Below are 17,032 nucleotides of genomic sequence, written 5' to 3'. Positions count from 1 at the left end.
TACACTTGCACCTGACTCAACAGGACACCTCAATGGACATGATCACGATTTATCACAATCCCCGCTGCTCCAAATCACGTCAGACCCTCAGCCTGCTGGAAGAACGGGGCATACAGCCCAAGGTCATCCGCTATCTGGATACACCGCCTGATGCCGCGACACTGAAGGCGCTGCTGGGCAAACTCGGCATGACCGCACGCGAACTCATCCGCACCAAGGAAGAAGAATACAAGACCCTGGGACTGAATGATCCGTCGCTTTCCGAGGAGGCGCTCATTGAGGCCATGGTCGCTCATCCCAGGCTGATCGAGCGACCGATTGTCGTGGCCGGTGACCGGGCCGTACTCGGGCGGCCGCCGGAAAACGTGCTGGAACTGATTTCATGAGTTCACTCGGTCAAAAGGCTACGGGCGGGTGGATCATTGCCCTGGTGCTGTATGCCTTCCTGCTGATTCTCTATCTGGCTGCCGTGGTCCTGGAGAGCCAGTCCACGGGCCAGTCGCCCCTGCTGCCTGCGACCATCAAGCTGCTGCCGCTGCTGGCGTTCATGCCGGGCCTGATCCGTCGCAACATCCGCGCCTACGTGTGGCTGTGCTTCGTACTCTGCCTGTATTTCATCGACGCAGTCAGTGATGCCGCGCTGGAGATCCTGCCCGTACTGAACACGGTGATTGCCGTATTGCTGGGGCTGCTGTTTTCGGTCCTGACCATCTCCACCCGCTGGCAGGCACGCTTTGAAAAAGAGGAGGCTGCGGCTGATGGGGAAAACGCCTGAGACACTGCCTCAGGAAGGTGAACTGACGCTGACCCGGTGCGTCAGCATGCTCGTGGAAGACGGCCTGCTCTCCCGGGAACAGGCGGAGAGCGTGCTGACGGCACCCACCCGCCCCCATCAGAAAGGACTGCACCCGCTGGAAAGGCTGGTGGAAGCGGAGCTGACGGATGCCCGGACAGGCAAGCCCCTCAATCTCAATCTGCTGACCGCCTGGCTGGCCAACCGGGCCGGCCAACCGCTTTATCATATCGATCCGCTCAAGGTGAACGCCCGGGCCATCGCTGAAGTCATGTCCTTTGCGTTTGCCCAGCGGCATCAGATCCTGGCGCTGGAAGTCCATCCGGACAGGGTCGTGATTGCCAGTGCCCAGCCCTTCCACACAGTCTGGGAAGACAACCTGGCCCACGTTCTCAAGCGACGCATCGAACGGGTCGTCGCCAACCCTGCCGATATCCGCCGCTACACCGTGGAATTCTACCGGCTGGCCAACTCCGTCTCGGCCGCGACCGCGGGCCGTTCCGAAGCCGGCACGGCACTGGGCAATTTCGAGCAATTGCTGGAGTTGGGCAGCGGCGACAGGGATCCGGACGCCAATGACCAGCACATCGTCAACATCGTGGACTGGCTGCTTCAGTACGCATTTGACCAGCGTGCCAGCGATATCCACATCGAACCACGGCGTGAAGTCGGCCATGTCCGGTTCCGGATTGACGGTGTGCTGCACAATGTCTATGAATTGCCGGCACAGGTCGCTGCTGCAGTGGTCTCCCGGCTGAAGATTCTCGGCCGGCTGAACGTTGCCGAAAAACGCAAGCCCCAGGACGGACGCATCAAGACCAAGAACCCGGACGGGCTGGAGGTGGAGCTGCGCCTCTCGACGCTGCCGACCGCCTTCGGCGAAAAGCTCGTGATGCGGATCTTCGATCCGGAAGTCCTGCTCAAGTCCTTCAACGACCTCGGTTTTGGCCCGGATGACGCCAGGCGCTGGCGCACGATGACCCACGAGCCCAACGGCATCATACTGGTGACCGGTCCGACCGGATCGGGCAAGACCACCACGCTCTACTCCACCCTCAGACAGCTCGCCACCCCGGAAGTCAACGTCTGTACCATCGAAGACCCCATCGAGATGGTCGAACCGGCCTTCAACCAGGTACAGGTGCAGCCCAATATCGGCGTGACTTTTGCGGCGGGTGTGCGGGCCTTGCTGCGTCAGGATCCGGACATCATCATGATCGGTGAGATCCGCGATCTGGAAACAGCCGAAATGGCCATACAGGCCGCGCTGACCGGCCACCTGGTGCTGTCCACCTTGCATACGAACGACGCACCATCGGCCATCAGCCGCCTTCTGGAACTGGGCGTTCCGCCCTATCTGGTCAAGGCCACCCTGCTGGGGGTGATGGCGCAGCGCCTCGTACGCGTTCTGTGTCCTCACTGCAAGCAGCCGGAAGAACTGGATACCCGGGCGTGGGAAACACTGATCCGTCCCTGGAAGGCACCGGCACCGGAAACCATTCAGGCTCCTGTCGGCTGCCTGGAATGCCGCAACACCGGGTACCGGGGACGCACGGGCGTGTACGAGATCATGATGATGACACCCGGCCTCAAGCAACTGGTGAGCGAACAGACAGACCTGGAAACCCTGCGCAAGCACGCCATACGGGAAGGCATGCGAACGCTTCGCCTCAGTGGTGCCCAGAAGATTGCCCAAGGGCTGACCACGGTGGACGAGGTCCTGAGGGTGACGCCCGCATCACAGTTTGGTGGCTCCCGCCCGGATACGACTTAACTGCCCCGGGGGCGCGTGGTAGAATGCCGGTGCAGTAAACCTATCGGTCAGGGAGGACACCATGCACGCAGGACGCGTCATACTGCTTGCCTCAGCCTGTGCAACACTGGTTGCCTGCGGCTGGAACACACGGCTTGATGACAGCGAATACCGACCCGTCGGTCAGAATACCCCCGGCCAGACAAGAATTGTCGATGCCCGGCCGGTGACCCCTGCCGGCCCCAAAGCCGAGCCCTATCAGGCCGATGGGGTCAGTCTGCAGGACAATTCAGCGGTCACCCTTCGCTATGGCTTCACCGAGACGATTCACAAGGTCATCCAGACCGCCGAGATTCACTGCGTTCCGCAAAAGCTGAACAGTGATGTCAACGCGTCCGCCCTGACGAGCTGTTTCTATCAGTTTCCGAAATTTTGCGGTGCCCCGGCCTTTACGGTGATCCGTACACCGCTCAAGACCGCGCTCGTCTATCACGATACACAGGAACGCCGGAATGTGGTTGACGTGGTCAGCGACAGACACCTCTCTCAACCCGGTCTGTGGGATGTGTCTGACCGGCTCAGTGTGGCCGTCAAGGATCCCGCGGCCGCATGGGTGGAAGCCTTCGGAGAAAACAACTGGCGTGGCTGGGAGGTGTCTCTGACGGACGCGGATCGCACCTACTACGGCACAAGATATGCGCGGGCCATCAACCAAACCCTGAGCTGCTACTGATCTTTTCCGCATGCTGTCCGGCAGGTTTCGGTCAGCGGGTGTCCGCGTCATGCGGGATATGCCCGATCACCCCGTCATGTTGAAAACGCCCCGGAGACGAGCGTCTCCAGGGCCAATACTGATCAGCCGATCAGTGACAGCCTTCCTCAGGAGGCCTTCGGAGAGCGCCAGTCATCAAACGCTGACGTGCTGGACACTTCGTGAGTCCAGCTGATCTTCCGATACGTGAAGGACACATCTTCCAGATGCGTGAAATGCGCCTGGCTGGGATCCTGACAGTTCGGCATGTGGGCGTGAATGTCCACAATGATCGCGTCTTCAAGCGTAATGGTGAAATAGTGCTCCTGGAGGCCAGTCGCAGAAGTCCGATACCACTTGATCTGGACTTCCGGCAGACGTTCGCCGCTGGTCAGCGCCTGATACAACAGGGGGAAGACTTGTCGAACACCTTGGTGATCACTACCGGCTGATGCACCCGCTGACCGGTCGGCTGACCGCTCTGCGGATCACGGGGCAGGACCACATTGTGCTTGAAAGCCTCAACCAGGATTTCATTCTCATGGCCTTCCTGATAGATGTTGCCGACTGAAGGCTCAGTGAAGTTACCTTCCGTGATGAAGCCCTGATTTTCCCCACGAATCGTCATATACGCTGGAGTTGGCATAAACGTTTCCTTACTTTTCCCTTGTTGATTAAACGTGAGCCCGAAAGCCCACACCTTTCTTCCGCGACAACCCGCTGCGGAAAGAAGCCTGCCCTGGCCAGACCTTCCGTGGCCAGAAAAAATCGGTCTACCACAGCCGCCAGCGGCGCCTCCCCTCCCGGAATACTGACCTGAAGTCGCGGACGAACGGTTCCCAGTCCATCGGCTTGCGTGTCGTCATGAGCTGTTCCGTGGCACGTCTGACAACACCTGACGCCGCTGCCTGAGCGCGGTTATCCGGGTCTGCAGCGGTGATGTCCGGCGTGCCAAAACACATGCGGCTGAGGATACACAGGCAGGCATACTGGTCATCCACAATGCCTGCCGGCTCGGATTTCGGTCTGTCCGGCAAGGTGTAGTCGGGGGTGCAACCCCGCAGGCGCACCGGGGGCCTTGGCCCTGCCAACAGACGCGCAAGACCGAAATCTGCCAGGACAACCTGCATGCGGCCACGCACAATAATGTTGGACGGCTTGATATCGCCGTGCACAATGCCCTGCTCGTGCAGGTGACTGACCACCCTGATCAGCGCAAGAAAGTAACCGAAGCGCAACTCCACCGGCAGCGTGCCGCCCTGCTCGTTCACCCACCTGCCCAGTGTGACGCCCGGAATCCAGTCCATGACAATGCTCATGCGCCCTTCCAGACTGGCAAGATCATGAACCCGGACCACACCCGGATGAAATGCCTCCCTGAGTACCCGGGTTTCATAGCGGAGTGCGTTCCGGGCTTCCTGCGAAGCCTCCCACTCCGGCCGCAGCGTCTTGATGGCCACCAGCGCGGGGTGCCGGGGATCCGTCAGCCAGGTATCCGTTGCCTTGTACACCAGACAGGCGCCCCCCAGGCGATTGCACCCGTGAATCCGGTAGCGCCCGTTCACCAAATGCCCTTCCTCCCAGAAAGGGGGGGCGTTGGCCGCCGCCAGACTGATGCTTCCTGTCATAGATCCACCACTATCAATGTCAGATTATCCGGTGCCCCACGCGCAAGAACCTGTCGCTCGATGGCAGCAACCGCCTGCTGGCAATCACCGACGTTAAGGAGAATGGCCAGATCCTCGTCGTCCAGCATGTGGTGGACACCATCCGTACAGAGCAAAAGACGGTCTCCCGACTGAACGCGAATGCGCTTGAACTCGGGACTGACACGTGCTTCCACACCCACCGCCCGGGAAAGGGCTTCCTTTCCGGACGCCATGGTTGTGACATGGTCCGCGGTCAGCTGATACAGCCTGCCGGACCTCATGATGTAGACCCTGGAATCACCGCACCAGCTGATCAGGGCATCCCGGTTGGTGAAGCAGATTGCTGCCACGGTCGTACCCATGCGGGCACCAAGATGACGGGCCTGGTTGTAGATTTCCCAGTTCGCCCGCCGCAACGCGGCTTCCACATTGGCCTGCATGTGTCCGACCTGGCTGACACGATTGATGCCGGACATGGCGCGCACAACCTGATCGCTGGCCCAGCGGCCGAACCTCAGCCCTCCCATGCCATCCGCAACCACCAGCAGGCCGCCATCCTCGGACGCCCACCAGGCATCCTCATTGGCGTCTCTGACCAACCCCTGATGGGATCTGCCGTGGAATGCGACGATCTGTCCGGCCTGCCCGTACATGATCCGGCACCTCAGTCAAACAAGGGAACGAGTTCGATGCTGCTGGCCTGCGCCAGCAGAGACCAGGCATCGGGCTTGTCGAAAGACAGATCGTAAACGGCACGGCGGCCCTGTACCTCGAATTCGACCTGATAACGGCTGCTGCTGATCTGCCTGGGACGGAAGCGCATGAACATGCGGTGCAGCGCCCAAGGGCCCTCGAAGGCTTCGTGGTAGGTCAGCCCGTTGTAATCCACCAGTCTGACCACCGCCCGCTCCGGGTCATCCCCCGCGGTCCAGATCGTACTTTTCCTGAGCAGCGGACCGTGCCGGTAGGTCAGACTTTCATCATAAACGCTCAACCCGAACATGCTCAGGTTGGCATCCAGATACTGCGGGCGCCATGTCATGCCCACATGGAATGTACCACTCTCGTCGAATAGCGTATTCCGCAAGGCATCGGCCCAGGTGAACACTGCCAGCGCGCGATTCGAGAAGCCCAGCGATCCGGCCCCACCCTTGTTCCGATAACCGGCATTGTTCTTGATGGCGAACGGTTGAACATAGGTCTCGATAAAGCGGGACAGATCCCCCTTGGGCCCGAAAAACCGCTCCAGCGACGCCATGTCCGCATCGCCACCTTCAGCACTGAACGGATAACGGCCCTCAAACTGCTCGTGCCATGCCTTCTGAAGCACACCGTAGGCCTGAGCGATCTGCGACTTGACTGCAGCGGCCTGATTGCCACGGTACTGCGCAAGGGATGCAACCACCCATTCCCGAGCCGGCCCGGGCAAGCTTCTTGCCGTACTCATCCAGGCCCGGTAATCACGGAAAGCGGTGTCCGATGTCAGTTGACGGCTGGCGGACGTGAACTGCTCCGACGGTGACAAGTCGGCCTGCTCGCGGAGTTCGTCAGCCAGTTTTTTCAGGACATCCGCCAGGGCATCCCAGCGCCCGGCCGCAGTGTTGCCAGGCAACCACTGCTGAACGTCTCTGAAGCGGAGCTGCACTTCCTTCAGTTGCGGGGGAACATCAAGAGACTTGTCTGCCGGCATGGCGTTTTCGCCCAGCGCTGTCTGCAGGCGTTTTGCCCTGACCGCAAGGCGTGCAGCAGAGCCCGTCCCCAGTGATGCGAGTCTCAGGGCCTTTTCAACCGAGACCCGGCTGGCGGTTGTGGTCAGACTGTAATCGGTCAGCGTGACCACTGATTCGAACAGATGGCGCACCGGCGAATCACTGCGGCTGCCCAGCCAGGCAAGATAATCAGCCAGCTCGTCATTGCGGGGCCGCCGGATCCCGATCTGATCGAGAGCTGCGGACCAGGCCTTCTGCACGGCGTCAGCGTATGCATTCTCGGCAGCAGCCTTGAGCGCGTCACGCGGAAAATGAGCGCTTTCACCCTGTATCTGTCTTGATTCCTGCTCCAGTTCATCCAGCAGGGATTCCAATCCCGGCGCAAATGCAGTGTGATAACCCGCTGCGGTGAAATAGCGTGGCAGGCGAATCACCCGGTCATCACGCAGCCAGTTCCTGGCCTCGCGCCCCAGTAATGTCTCCGTATCCACGTACCCCATCCGGGCAATCATTTCCTCATCCAGCAGACGGGCGATCAACTGCTCTTCAAGGGGCACTTCCGACATGGCTTCAAGCAATGCCGCTCTGGCATCCGGCATGGCAGCCTTGTGCCCGAGCGCAATGTAGTCATTCAGCCAGCGCGCGGCGGCCGGTTCGTCCGCCCAAGGCGCCAGCCATGCCTGACGGAGTGTATCTGACCACTCGCCCTGCCCCTCAAATGCAGCCACCATGCGGCTGAGTCGTGAAAGCGTCTGATAATTCCGGTCTGCCTGACGGACCTGCCCGAGAATCCAGGCCTCTCCGTCTTCCGAAAGCGCCCGGACCAGGCGAGACGCATAGCCGGCACTGAGCGGACCGTCCAGTGCATCAAGCGAAACCGTGGTCTCTTTCATGGCAGCAGCGACCTGTGATCTCAGGGAATCCCAGGACCTCAGGCTTGCAAGGGCCGCTCCCCGATCCGCCTCCGCCTGCTGATCCACAGCGTCTGATAGCGGCAGGAGAATTGAGTGGGCAGCCTGCCGATCCTGCCAGCTGATGGTCGCAAAGGCAGCGGAGGCCGTGGCAGCACTCAGCCACGCCAGGCCGAGTCCCCACTTCCGCCAGCGTGCACGCTCATGCCCCTGACCCGGGAGCGGAATACGGGAAAGTACCGGATGTGCGGACGCATCCGCAAACCGCTGTGCACATTCTCCGAGCGCAAAGGTTACGGGTTTCAGAACATTCACTGCGACGTCGTTGCCCAGCCGAAACAGCACGCGCTCCATGCTGTTCAGGAGTTCGTGAATCTCGGCCAGAAACCGCAGTCCGCGCATGCGTACGGCCGGATCCGTCTCCGAGGCCAGCACATCGTGCACCGCCCCCCGGGTACGCTCGAAAACAACCTGTGCCCCCTGATGCCAGTTCACGATGAGTTGATCTGTGCCGGTATCAAAATCGAAACCGCTCACTTCGCGACGCCGGGGACTCCAAACCACTTCGCTGCCCTGCAACGTGTCCAGCCCGGTCATCCAGATCATCAGCGGCACGGGCGTGGCGGTTCGGGATGCCACGGCTTCGTTCAGTCTCCCCAGTTGCATCAGGCACTGATTTTCATCATGAATGAGATCCTGAGCCTTCACCTGCCAGAGTACCGCATCCGGGGCCGGCCTTGTCCCTGAATAAAGTACCCTGGCCAGAATTGCCGTCACGCTGTCCTGCCGGGACTGCAAGGCCGAATCACCGGTTTCGCGTGCGACGAGACAACGCAAGGAACCGATCTCGACGACGCGAACACCGAGTGCGTGACTCTCGTGAATGAGGCGCCGGCGTCCTGACAGACACAATGCGCTCTCAAGATCCGCATCCGCCACATTGAGAATCCACAGATGACGCCGGATATGCGGTCGCCTGCCCAGACTGTCCAGACAGCGCTGTCTTGTCAGATGACGGTGTATCTGCCGGGCCTCCCGCTCAAGACGGGCTTCCATGCCCTGACGATCCAGATCCGCTGCGGTCTGGCGCGGTACAACATAACGCAAGCCGTAATACACGGCCCATGCCAGCAACAGCAGCGCCGCCACCAGCATGCGCCATCCGGCAGGGGCCAGGGGTGCCTGACCGGCCCAGATCAGATGCTGACCGAAGAGCAGGATCAGAATGGCCGACAAGAGCACCAGAATCAGGGAAACGCGTCCCTTCCCCTCCGCCAGCGGTCGGAGCAGCGGCCTGCGACGCATCCGGTTACCGATCATTTTGCTGCCTCCCCGAGGGTCTGATTGAGCGCACTCAGCCGGGCTGCCAATGCATTCACTTCCGACTCCGTATCCGTCCTGCTGACGAACACCACACCCGCCGACAGGACAAGGATCACCATGAACAGGACGGGCAGCAACACCTGACTACGGGAGACCCTGACCGGCGCCATGGGCGGTATCTGTGCAAGGGGATTGGGCGCAGCGACCCGGCCGAGTCGCTGCAGGACGCCCCACAGCATGGTCCGCAACCGCTCCACTTGCTGCAGGCCATTTTTCTCGCGCCGGAACTGCCCCTGAAATCCCATGGTCAGACAAAAGTAGATCAGCTCGATTTCCATCCAGTGATCGACGGCCTGCTCGCAGCACCGTCTGAGCGCCCAGAAAACGCCTTCCCCGCCCCAGGTTTCCTGGTGAAAATGAAAGAGCAGCGTTTCCTCTCCGCTTCGGGTCAGTCCCTGCACACCCAGCACTTCATCAGCAAATGTGCACAGCACATAACGCGCCAGACGGATGCGCGGCCATTCGATGCCGCATTCATGAACGGCACGCTCGAACAGTTCGATGTCGTCCTTCAGCGTGGCCCGCGGCTGCTTCAATGCCCCCCCTTCAAGCAATATCTGCAGGTGGTTGAACAAGGGTTGAGCGGCATCCGCCAGCACATTGCGGCCGAGTGCCCGATCGTGGTTTTCCACATGCACGAAAGGCTTGTTGAGCCACATGCCCATGGACGGGCCTGACTCGCCCGTAAAGTCCGGTTCGCCATACCCCGAGGGGTGTGCCCAGCCCTGATCATCCCTGGCAAACTCGGTACGGTCGTCTGCCACGATGTCGGGAAGAAAAACAGTACGCTCATCCATGATGCGACTTCTCCAGATTATGCTGATGCTTTCAGTCTGCTGCCGACCGGCGCACTGACCACATGGCCAGATCCAGCCCGGGGATGTCACCGGATACGTGTATGGCCAGCGCCGACTCATCCAGGACGTCCTTCCAGAAACGCCCCTCCTGAGACAGCGTAAAGTAGTGATATCCGTTGAGCGTGGGCAGATCAGCGGGTATCACGGTGAGGGGGGCCAGCTCCATGCCTGGCAGCTGAAGCGACACAAGATCCCTGAGGGCACCGGGTGCGGCAATCTTGATTTGCTGCCTGACCACCCGCGAAAATTGCTGCCCACCCAGATCGGCCTTGATGGCCAGAACGATGTCCGCACCGCGCAACAGGCCGCTGTCCTGAAAGGTCGCCAGATGCCAGCCGGGTTTGCTCGCCCGGATTTCAACGGATGTGGCCCGTGACTGGTAAATACCGGCCAGCGCCTGCCGGATGCGCGGCAACAGGACCTCGAGCACATCGCCCGGTCGGGCGTGATCATAATCGGGCAATGTTTCGTCCGGGAAAGATTGTCCTTCCAGCGCAGCCAGATCCGCTGCAAGAGCAAGGAGCCATTGCAGATGATCCGTCAGCAGGGCGCTGCGTCGCGATGCGAGAAAGCGACCGGCCGACAGCGCACGGTTGACGGCGGCCAGGGCCAGGGTTTCGTTGAGGCGGGCCGCCAGACTGACGCGACTGCGCCGGATCAGATGTCCCAACTGCTGGCTTCTGCGCTCCAGCAGGGCCAGCAATTCCGCAAGCGGTGCCCGCACGGGCTCAACCCGGTTGGCATTGAGCACCGGCGGAATGAATCCGTGATCAAGGCGCAACACGTCCTGCCCCAGGATGGCCGAAACTCTGAGGATGGGTAAGCCGGTCTGAGAACTGTCCGGCGGCGACAAGGACAAGTGCGGATTCGGGCGGGAGAAGGCGATCTCCTCCTCACCGGCACCATCCTGCACATCGCTGGCAACGGTCCGCCAGACAACCTGTCGGGGTGCGTCTCGCCCGGCCTGATCTTCGTCCAGACGAACCTGACCCTCCGCTGGCAGGACCAGCCATACGGTGACGGGTGCTTCCTGCACGGAAACGGAAAGCCTCCGTGCCTCCGCGCCATGCAGGTCAATCGCGGTGCCATCGGGAAACAGCGCCTGCAGGCGTGTCAGTTCAACAATACCGTTTTCCAGCTGATTCTGGCTGACCTCAAGCTCCGCAACGCCCCAAAGATCACTGCACACCCACCGTGTCCGCTGTGTCAGTGCATCGCGGTGCAGTGCATCCTGCTGTTGAAAATGGTGTGGCTTGAGCAGCAAGCCCTCTGACCACACGATCGATTCCATGATCCGTCTGCTCCCTGCAGCGCGCTTTTCTATTGACCGGCACCAACGGCCGAAATACCCCGTGCATCCATGATCAACTGTGCCTTGTTTCGTTCACCGGCGGCAACCGGCAAGATCTGTCGCCAGTTCGCCTGACTGATATCCCGGTAGGCTGCCATGACCCCCACAAAATTGGTCTCCGGTGCCAGGGCATACTTGAAATGCCGAGATTCGCCAGGCGCCAGCACCAGCTCCTCGGAACGCACCAAGTCAACCCCCAGCGTATCCTGAGTGTACTCGTAGAGGGCGACAAAATCCGCATTTGCAAAAAGTGAGGGCGCCTTGAGCTCGAAGATCCGGATGACTACCGGAGAAGGTCGCCCGCTGAGATCGGGATTGAGATCCGCACCGGCGGTCATTCTCAGATCCAGCTTGGTGGTGTCCGACCTGATCCAGCCGGCACAGCCTGTCATCGCCAGACTTGCCAGAATCCAGACAAGCACGGCCAAATGATGTCTGAGACCGGTCACGTCAGGCTTTCTCCCTGTCCTTGGCAAAATAACGTTCACGCATGATCTGTTCGAGCCATTGTGCCCGTTGTCTTTCACGTTTCACCGAGCCGTCCCGGCCACTGAAGGCCTTCCTCGGGCAAAGACTCGCCACCACTGCTTCGAGGGCATGCATGTGGCGCGTGAGGCCTTCACAGGTGTCCTGCATGGTATGTTCGATATCCATGCATTCGGGCTGCCGGTCAAAGATCAGTTGCTGAAGGAGCTGGCGTTCGTTGACCGAGATGCGCATGGGATTGACCTCGGAAGCGCCTTCGTCCGGTGGCGTCAGGTGATGACGACGGTAAAATGCCGCCTCCTCGCTCAACAGCTTCAGGATCACGCGGAGTGCACTGCGGTAAACCCGGGCAAGCTGCCGGACGGTGTCTTCCGATTCACGCAACCGCAGATAATCCTCGATACCCAGTTCGCGGACAAACAGGGACCAGGCCGTATCCGCACTCATTTCCCGGTATGCCTGTTCCGACGACACGGACTGTGATGCGACCGGTTCACGGGCACGTCCCCGGGGGGCTCCTGCGGGGCAATCGTGGCCACCGGCTCAGCCTTCGCTTCCGGTTCCGCGGGGAAAAATCGGTGGGGCCGAAATCTGCCCCATGCGCCAGACCGGAAGCCGCGACCGGTTCTGGCTCCGGCTCAGCGGCCGGCATGTCGGAATGCCGGGTTTCTTCCTTTCCGGTCGCCACCACATCCAGCACATATTCACCCATGCGCAACGTATCCCCGCTGCACAGCACATGCCGCTGGTTCCGCCCCAGAGGCCGGGATGACTGATTGACGTAAACACCGTTGGTGGACGTATCCTCGATGAAAAAGCAGCGGTTCTCCACGCCCACCAGCGCGTGATGGGAAGACAGGATACGTCTGGGATCCGGAAGCACCCAGTCGCAATCCTGACCACGACCAATGACGCCGCCAAGCAGATCGAACGTATAACGGGAGTGAGGAATTTCAACGCCTTCGGGATGGCGGGATATGCACAATACCAGTTCCATACTGACCTCTTCCTTGAGTGATGGGAATGATGCGTCCTGCAACGCGGATTAAATTATCAAAGCCGAAACCACCGGGGCAATAGTCCAAAAAGTATAATTTCGGGCCTGGCTCCCGGCTGCGAAAAGCGAATCACACCACTTGCTGCACATTTTTTGTGCGTCGCACTTCTGACCGCCGGACAAAACGGGTATCATAGCGATCTCATCCAAATGGACGATACAGGTGCCCGCCATGCTGGTTTCTGCTGAACTGAGTTTCTATCCGCTGCAGGACGATTTTGCTGAACGGGTCCGCAAGGTCATCGCCCGGCTGCAGTCGTTCCCTGATATCGAGGTTCTGCCAAACCGGATCAGCACCCAGGTATTCGGGGAATTTGATGCAGTGAATCATGCCGTTAGTTGCGTCATGAAGGAAAGCTTCGCTGAAACCGGGCACGCTGTTTTTGTAATCAAGTGGCTCGGGACGGATCGTCGCCCCCGCCCTGACAAGCCGGAGTATCAGGCCGTTTGAGTTTCAGTGTTTTTGGTCATGAAGTGCTGGCTGACGAGCTGAGCGCCCTGTCACCCATTCTGGCTCAGTGCCGCCGCGAAGGTTTCCGCTTGCCGCTTTGGGTGGAAGTTCACTCCGAAGCCTTGTTGCCCGCCTTTCTGGAAGGCCTTGAAGCCCTGTGTCCGGGTGGCGGGTTGTTGCTTTCCGCTGCCGGACTGCCGGTCATGGCAACGCCCCGCACACCCCCCGAAAATTTTCGCCAATATCTCGGCCAGGAGTTTGAGCGGGTCATTGTGGACGTGCGTCAGGGGCTCATTGCCAATGCGCTGGCTGCCAGCCAGGGCTGGGTAAGAGGGGGTGGTGTCTGGTGTGTGCTGATGCCCGACATGATGCGCTGGCGCCCCGAATCCGACCGGGATCTGGAACGACTGCTGGCCTGGCCTTCCCGGCCCGATTCGGGCAACGGGCTCTTTCTGCAGCGATTCAGAACCCAGGTCGCACAGAGTCCTTTCCCGGTACTGGTCCTGTCGGAAAAGGGTGTCATCTGGCGCGTGACACCGGAGGCTCCCGCGCGTCTGCCCGTGGTGATGCGTGACACGGCCGTAACGCAATCCGAAGCCATCGAAGCCCTTGTGCGGCTGATGTCCCAGCGTGCCCGCCGCCCGCTGGTCCTGATGGCTGACCGGGGCCGTGGCAAGTCCGCCGCCATGGGGATTGCGGCGGCACGCATTCTGACGTCCAGACCGGAAGCCCGGATTCTGGTCACTGCACCGGACAAGCTGGCCGTACAAAACCTGCTGCGCCATTTTGAACAGCAGTCCGGCATGCCGACTCATCCCCACCTGACCTTCATGACACCGGACGCCTTGCTGCGCGATCTTCCGGATGCAGATCTGCTGCTGATTGATGAAGCGGCCGCCATGCCGGCCCCGGTCGTTCTGCAACTTGTCCGCCATTACAGACGTGTGGCACTGGCCACTACAACCTGTGGTTATGAAGGCAGCGGGCAGGGATTCCGTCTGAGGGTGGAACCGGGTATCCGGGCCATCTGCCCGCAACTGCGCACGCTGGAACTGGCATACCCCATGCGCTGGTCTGCCGGCGATCCGCTTGAAGCCTGGTGCAATCGGCTCTTCCTCCAGCAGACGCCATTGCCCGATGTGCAGGTCAGCGGCGACACACTGCTCACTTTCAGAGCCATTCCCGCATCCGAGCTGGATGCGGACGAGCGCTTGCTGGAACACTGTTTTACCCTGCTGCGCGAAGCCCATTACCGCACCACGCCTGACGATCTGAAGGTTCTGCTCGATGCCCCCTCAGGCCGGCTCTTCGCCGCTTTCAGCGGGGATGAGGTGGTGGGCCTTGGCTGGTTCGTCCTCGAAGGCGCTCTGGGTGATCCGGAACTGATTGAGGCGATTACGGAAGGGCGCAGGCGGCCCCGTGGCCATGTCCTGCCCCAGTTGCTGACACAGATCAGTGTGGACAAGGCACCACTGAAACACCTGTGGGCGCGGATCATGCGCATTGCAGTGCACCCGCGCTGCCAGAACATGGGCGTGGGCTCCTTGCTGCTGCACAAGCTGGTTCAGCATCTGAATGCAGAATACCCCGGGCTGGCCGGTGCAGGCGCCGTGTTTGCCGGGGACGAGCGGGTCCTGCGTTTCTGGCACCGGCAGCACTTCGATGCCTTCTATCTCGGCACCCGGCAGGACACCTGGACCGCGTCTCATGCCGTGGGGGTGATCCGCTGTTTCCAGTCCTTTGGCTGTGCGACTCAGGCGCAACGTGCCCTGGAAGCGACGCTTCAGACCTATGGGCCGACGGCGCTGGCCCATGCCGCACCCGGCCTGCTGGATGAGTTGCTCTGCTCCCTGTCCCGCGATCCCTCACCCTGGCCCGATTCGCCGCCACGCCAGCTGCTGGCCTACGCGCGCGGACAGCGACCGCTGGATCAGGTACTGCCCCAGCTGAGGGAATGGCTGATTCTTCAGGTAGAAACCGGCACCTGGAGACGTCTGGCCCCCGAATTCCGCCGCTGGACGGTGGCGCGGGTTCTCCAGCAGCGCAACTGGGCTGATCTGTGCCGGCTGTTTGACCATGGTCATCCTTCGGCAGCCGAAAACGCCTGGCGGAAGGCGCTTCTGGCGTATCTGGAAGCTGCCTGATCGCGCCCTGCCCCCTCGTCATTCATTCCGCACATAACGTCTTTCATATTTTCGATTGGTCATTGCGCCGGATTTCTGTAGCCTGAATGGACGTATGTCCATTCGGCAAACGCAACAACAAAGGAAAACCATAATGAAAAAGAAAAAAGCTCTCCATTATCTCGCTGGTGCGGCGCTCAGCCTGGGGCTGATTGCTTCTCCTGTCATGGCGGCAGACCTCAAGGTCGCCTACGATGCCGATCCGGTATCCCTCGACCCGCATGAGCAGCTGTCAGGCGGCACATTGCAACTGTCACACATGGTTTTTGATCCGCTCGTGCGCTGGACCAAGGATTTGACTTTCGAGCCGCGTCTGGCTGAAAAGTGGGAACGGATTGACGACCGCACCGTTCGCTTCTACCTCCGCAAGGGTGTCAAGTTCCACAGCGGCAATACCCTGACCGCCAAGGACGTGGTGTGGACCTTCAACCGTCTGCGCAACTCTCCCGACTTCAAGGGCATCTTCGAGCCATTCGAGGCGGCAAAGCAGGTCGATGACTATACCGTAGACCTGGTCACCAAGAATCCCTTCCCGCTGGTACTCAACAATGCCACCTACATCTTCCCGATGGACAGTGCGTTCTACAGCGGGACTGACGAAAACGGCAATCCCAAGGATGCCATCGTCAAGCACGGCAACTCCTTTGCCTCCCGCCACGTCAGTGGCACCGGCCCCTACACCATTACCTATCGTGAACAGGGTGTGCGGGTTGAGTTCGCGCGCTTCAAGGATTACTGGGACAAGGCATCAAAGGGCAATGTTGATCACATTACGCTGACACCGATCAAGGAAGACCCGACCCGTGTCGCTGCCCTGCTCTCCGGAGATGTGGACTTCATCGCACCGGTTCCGCCCAATGATCTGGAGCGTATTCGCAAGAGCGACAAGGACAAGCTGGTCACCATGAGCGGCACCCGGATCATCATGTTCCAGATGAACCAGAACCGCCGTCCGGAATTCAAGGATGTACGCGTCCGTCAGGCCATCAACTATGCCGTCAACCAGGTGGGCATTGTCAAGAAGATCATGAAGGGCTTTGCCACACCTGCCGCGCAGATGAGTCCGAAAGGCTATCTCGGCCATAACCCGGACCTCAAGCCGCGCTTTGATCTGAAGAAGGCAAAGCAGCTGATGAAGGAAGCCGGGTATGAAAATGGCTTCACGGTCACCATGATGGCGCCCAACAACCGCTATGTGAATGACGAGAAAATTGCTCAGGCGGTTGCAGCCATGCTGTCCAAGATCAACATCAAGGTAGACCTGAAGACCATGCCGAAGGCTCAGTACTGGCCCGAGTTCGACAAACGGTCTGCTGACATCATGATGATTGGCTGGCACTCCGATACCGAGGACTCCAACAACTTCTACGAGTTCCTCGCTACCTGTCCGGATGAAAAGACAGGATGGGGCCAGTACAACAGTGGCAACTACTGCAACCCGAAAGTGGACGAGATGGTTCGCCAGGCCAATGTCGAAACCGATCCGAAGAAGCGGGCGGAAATCATGCAGGGCATCGAAAAGATCCTGTATGACGAAGCCGCATTCATTCCCTTGCACTGGCAGAACCTGGCCTGGGCAAGCAAGAAGAATGTCATGATCGAAGACGTCGTCAACGTCATGAACTTCCCGTACCTGGGTGACCTGGTCGTCAAGTAAGGCGAATCGCCGACAGGGCGCGCACATGCGCGCCCTTTTTG

15 protein-coding genes and 1 pseudogene are annotated in these 17,032 nt (G+C 60.3%); 7 read left to right on the top strand and 9 right to left on the bottom strand.

Going from position 1 to position 17,032, the window contains the following annotated elements:
- The first annotated feature begins 32 nt into the window (after nucleotides 1-32).
- The 4 genes from arsC to AAIA72_RS02120 all read left to right on the top strand — a co-directional run bounded on the left by arsC (nucleotide 33) and on the right by AAIA72_RS02120 (nucleotide 3,279).
- Nucleotides 33-386, top strand: coding sequence for an arsenate reductase (glutaredoxin) (gene arsC, locus AAIA72_RS02135; protein ID WP_369601810.1), 354 nt, complete (start codon nucleotides 33-35; stop codon nucleotides 384-386).
- The gene (locus AAIA72_RS02130; protein ID WP_369601809.1) at nucleotides 383-775 is read left to right on the top strand and encodes a DUF2069 domain-containing protein; all 393 of its coding nucleotides are present in this window, start codon (nucleotides 383-385) and stop codon (nucleotides 773-775) included. The genes arsC and AAIA72_RS02130 overlap by 4 nt, the downstream gene beginning before the upstream one ends.
- Nucleotides 759-2,567: a GspE/PulE family protein gene (locus tag AAIA72_RS02125; RefSeq protein ID WP_369601808.1), complete on the top strand. Its 1,809-nt coding sequence runs from the start codon at nucleotides 759-761 to the stop codon at nucleotides 2,565-2,567. The genes AAIA72_RS02130 and AAIA72_RS02125 overlap by 17 nt, the downstream gene beginning before the upstream one ends.
- A 61-nt stretch (nucleotides 2,568-2,628) precedes the next feature.
- The gene (locus AAIA72_RS02120) at nucleotides 2,629-3,279 is read left to right on the top strand and encodes a hypothetical protein (RefSeq protein ID WP_369601807.1); all 651 of its coding nucleotides are present in this window, start codon (nucleotides 2,629-2,631) and stop codon (nucleotides 3,277-3,279) included.
- A gap of 146 nt (nucleotides 3,280-3,425) precedes the next feature.
- Here AAIA72_RS02120 and AAIA72_RS02115 read toward each other — a convergent pair.
- The 9 genes and pseudogenes from AAIA72_RS02115 to AAIA72_RS02075 all read right to left on the bottom strand — a co-directional run bounded on the left by AAIA72_RS02115 (nucleotide 3,426) and on the right by AAIA72_RS02075 (nucleotide 12,640).
- Nucleotides 3,426-3,943, bottom strand: a pseudogene (locus AAIA72_RS02115) (Hcp family type VI secretion system effector).
- Nucleotides 3,944-4,070: 127 nt separating this feature from the next.
- On the bottom strand, nucleotides 4,071-4,925 hold the full coding sequence (locus AAIA72_RS02110) for a serine/threonine-protein kinase (protein ID WP_369601806.1): 855 nt from the start codon (nucleotides 4,923-4,925) through the stop codon (nucleotides 4,071-4,073).
- Nucleotides 4,922-5,599, bottom strand: coding sequence for a PP2C family serine/threonine-protein phosphatase (locus AAIA72_RS02105; protein WP_369601805.1), 678 nt, complete (start codon nucleotides 5,597-5,599; stop codon nucleotides 4,922-4,924). The genes AAIA72_RS02110 and AAIA72_RS02105 overlap by 4 nt, the downstream gene beginning before the upstream one ends.
- Before the next feature lie 11 nt (nucleotides 5,600-5,610).
- Entirely contained in the window at nucleotides 5,611-8,886 is a 3,276-nt protein-coding gene (locus AAIA72_RS02100) for a type VI secretion IcmF C-terminal domain-containing protein (RefSeq protein ID WP_369601804.1), read from the bottom strand.
- Entirely contained in the window at nucleotides 8,883-9,746 is an 864-nt protein-coding gene (gene icmH / locus AAIA72_RS02095; RefSeq protein ID WP_369601803.1) for a type IVB secretion system protein IcmH/DotU, read from the bottom strand. The genes AAIA72_RS02100 and icmH overlap by 4 nt, the downstream gene beginning before the upstream one ends.
- 31 nt (nucleotides 9,747-9,777) lie before the next feature.
- A complete protein-coding gene (tssK, locus tag AAIA72_RS02090; protein WP_369601802.1) occupies nucleotides 9,778-11,097 on the bottom strand; it encodes a type VI secretion system baseplate subunit TssK in 1,320 nt (439 codons plus the stop codon).
- A 29-nt stretch (nucleotides 11,098-11,126) separates the two neighbouring features.
- Nucleotides 11,127-11,606, bottom strand: a complete 480-nt coding sequence (tssJ, locus tag AAIA72_RS02085) for a type VI secretion system lipoprotein TssJ (RefSeq protein WP_369601801.1) — start codon at nucleotides 11,604-11,606, stop codon at nucleotides 11,127-11,129.
- A gap of 1 nt (nucleotide 11,607) precedes the next feature.
- Nucleotides 11,608-12,090: a type VI secretion system-associated FHA domain protein gene (locus AAIA72_RS02080; protein WP_369601800.1), complete on the bottom strand. Its 483-nt coding sequence runs from the start codon at nucleotides 12,088-12,090 to the stop codon at nucleotides 11,608-11,610.
- Between the two features lie 46 nt (nucleotides 12,091-12,136).
- A complete protein-coding gene (locus tag AAIA72_RS02075; protein ID WP_369601799.1) occupies nucleotides 12,137-12,640 on the bottom strand; it encodes a type VI secretion system-associated FHA domain protein in 504 nt (167 codons plus the stop codon).
- Nucleotides 12,641-12,872: 232 nt separating this feature from the next.
- On the opposite strand from AAIA72_RS02075, the gene AAIA72_RS02070 reads away from it, so the two are divergent.
- From AAIA72_RS02070 to AAIA72_RS02060, 3 genes are all read left to right on the top strand, one after another.
- A complete protein-coding gene (locus AAIA72_RS02070) occupies nucleotides 12,873-13,151 on the top strand; it encodes a hypothetical protein (protein ID WP_369601798.1) in 279 nt (92 codons plus the stop codon).
- Complete coding sequence (locus AAIA72_RS02065) at nucleotides 13,148-15,295, top strand: GNAT family N-acetyltransferase (protein WP_369601797.1); 2,148 nt, start codon at nucleotides 13,148-13,150, stop codon at nucleotides 15,293-15,295. The genes AAIA72_RS02070 and AAIA72_RS02065 overlap by 4 nt, the downstream gene beginning before the upstream one ends.
- 133 nt (nucleotides 15,296-15,428) lie before the next feature.
- Nucleotides 15,429-16,991: an ABC transporter substrate-binding protein gene (locus tag AAIA72_RS02060; RefSeq protein ID WP_369601796.1), complete on the top strand. Its 1,563-nt coding sequence runs from the start codon at nucleotides 15,429-15,431 to the stop codon at nucleotides 16,989-16,991.
- Nucleotides 16,992-17,032 lie beyond the last annotated feature (41 nt).

The sequence above is a fragment of the Thermohahella caldifontis genome (genome assembly GCF_041153465.1).
Lineage (GTDB): Bacteria > Pseudomonadota > Gammaproteobacteria > Pseudomonadales > Oleiphilaceae > Thermohahella > Thermohahella caldifontis.
The sequence above is the reverse complement of the archived record's forward strand: the minus strand, read 5'-3'. Positions and strand labels throughout refer to the sequence as shown.

Coding starts and splice junctions, on each gene's coding strand:
- arsC (WP_369601810.1), top strand. CDS start 33: ATGGACATGATCACGATTTATCACAATCCCCGCTGCTCCAAATCACGT.
- AAIA72_RS02130 (WP_369601809.1), top strand. CDS start 383: ATGAGTTCACTCGGTCAAAAGGCTACGGGCGGGTGGATCATTGCCCTG.
- AAIA72_RS02125 (WP_369601808.1), top strand. CDS start 759: ATGGGGAAAACGCCTGAGACACTGCCTCAGGAAGGTGAACTGACGCTG.
- AAIA72_RS02120 (WP_369601807.1), top strand. CDS start 2,629: ATGCACGCAGGACGCGTCATACTGCTTGCCTCAGCCTGTGCAACACTG.
- AAIA72_RS02110 (WP_369601806.1), bottom strand. CDS start 4,925: ATGACAGGAAGCATCAGTCTGGCGGCGGCCAACGCCCCCCCTTTCTGG.
- AAIA72_RS02105 (WP_369601805.1), bottom strand. CDS start 5,599: ATGTACGGGCAGGCCGGACAGATCGTCGCATTCCACGGCAGATCCCAT.
- AAIA72_RS02100 (WP_369601804.1), bottom strand. CDS start 8,886: ATGATCGGTAACCGGATGCGTCGCAGGCCGCTGCTCCGACCGCTGGCG.
- icmH (WP_369601803.1), bottom strand. CDS start 9,746: ATGGATGAGCGTACTGTTTTTCTTCCCGACATCGTGGCAGACGACCGT.
- tssK (WP_369601802.1), bottom strand. CDS start 11,097: ATGGAATCGATCGTGTGGTCAGAGGGCTTGCTGCTCAAGCCACACCAT.
- AAIA72_RS02080 (WP_369601800.1), bottom strand. CDS start 12,090: ATGAGTGCGGATACGGCCTGGTCCCTGTTTGTCCGCGAACTGGGTATC.
- AAIA72_RS02075 (WP_369601799.1), bottom strand. CDS start 12,640: ATGGAACTGGTATTGTGCATATCCCGCCATCCCGAAGGCGTTGAAATT.
- AAIA72_RS02070 (WP_369601798.1), top strand. CDS start 12,873: ATGCTGGTTTCTGCTGAACTGAGTTTCTATCCGCTGCAGGACGATTTT.
- AAIA72_RS02060 (WP_369601796.1), top strand. CDS start 15,429: ATGAAAAAGAAAAAAGCTCTCCATTATCTCGCTGGTGCGGCGCTCAGC.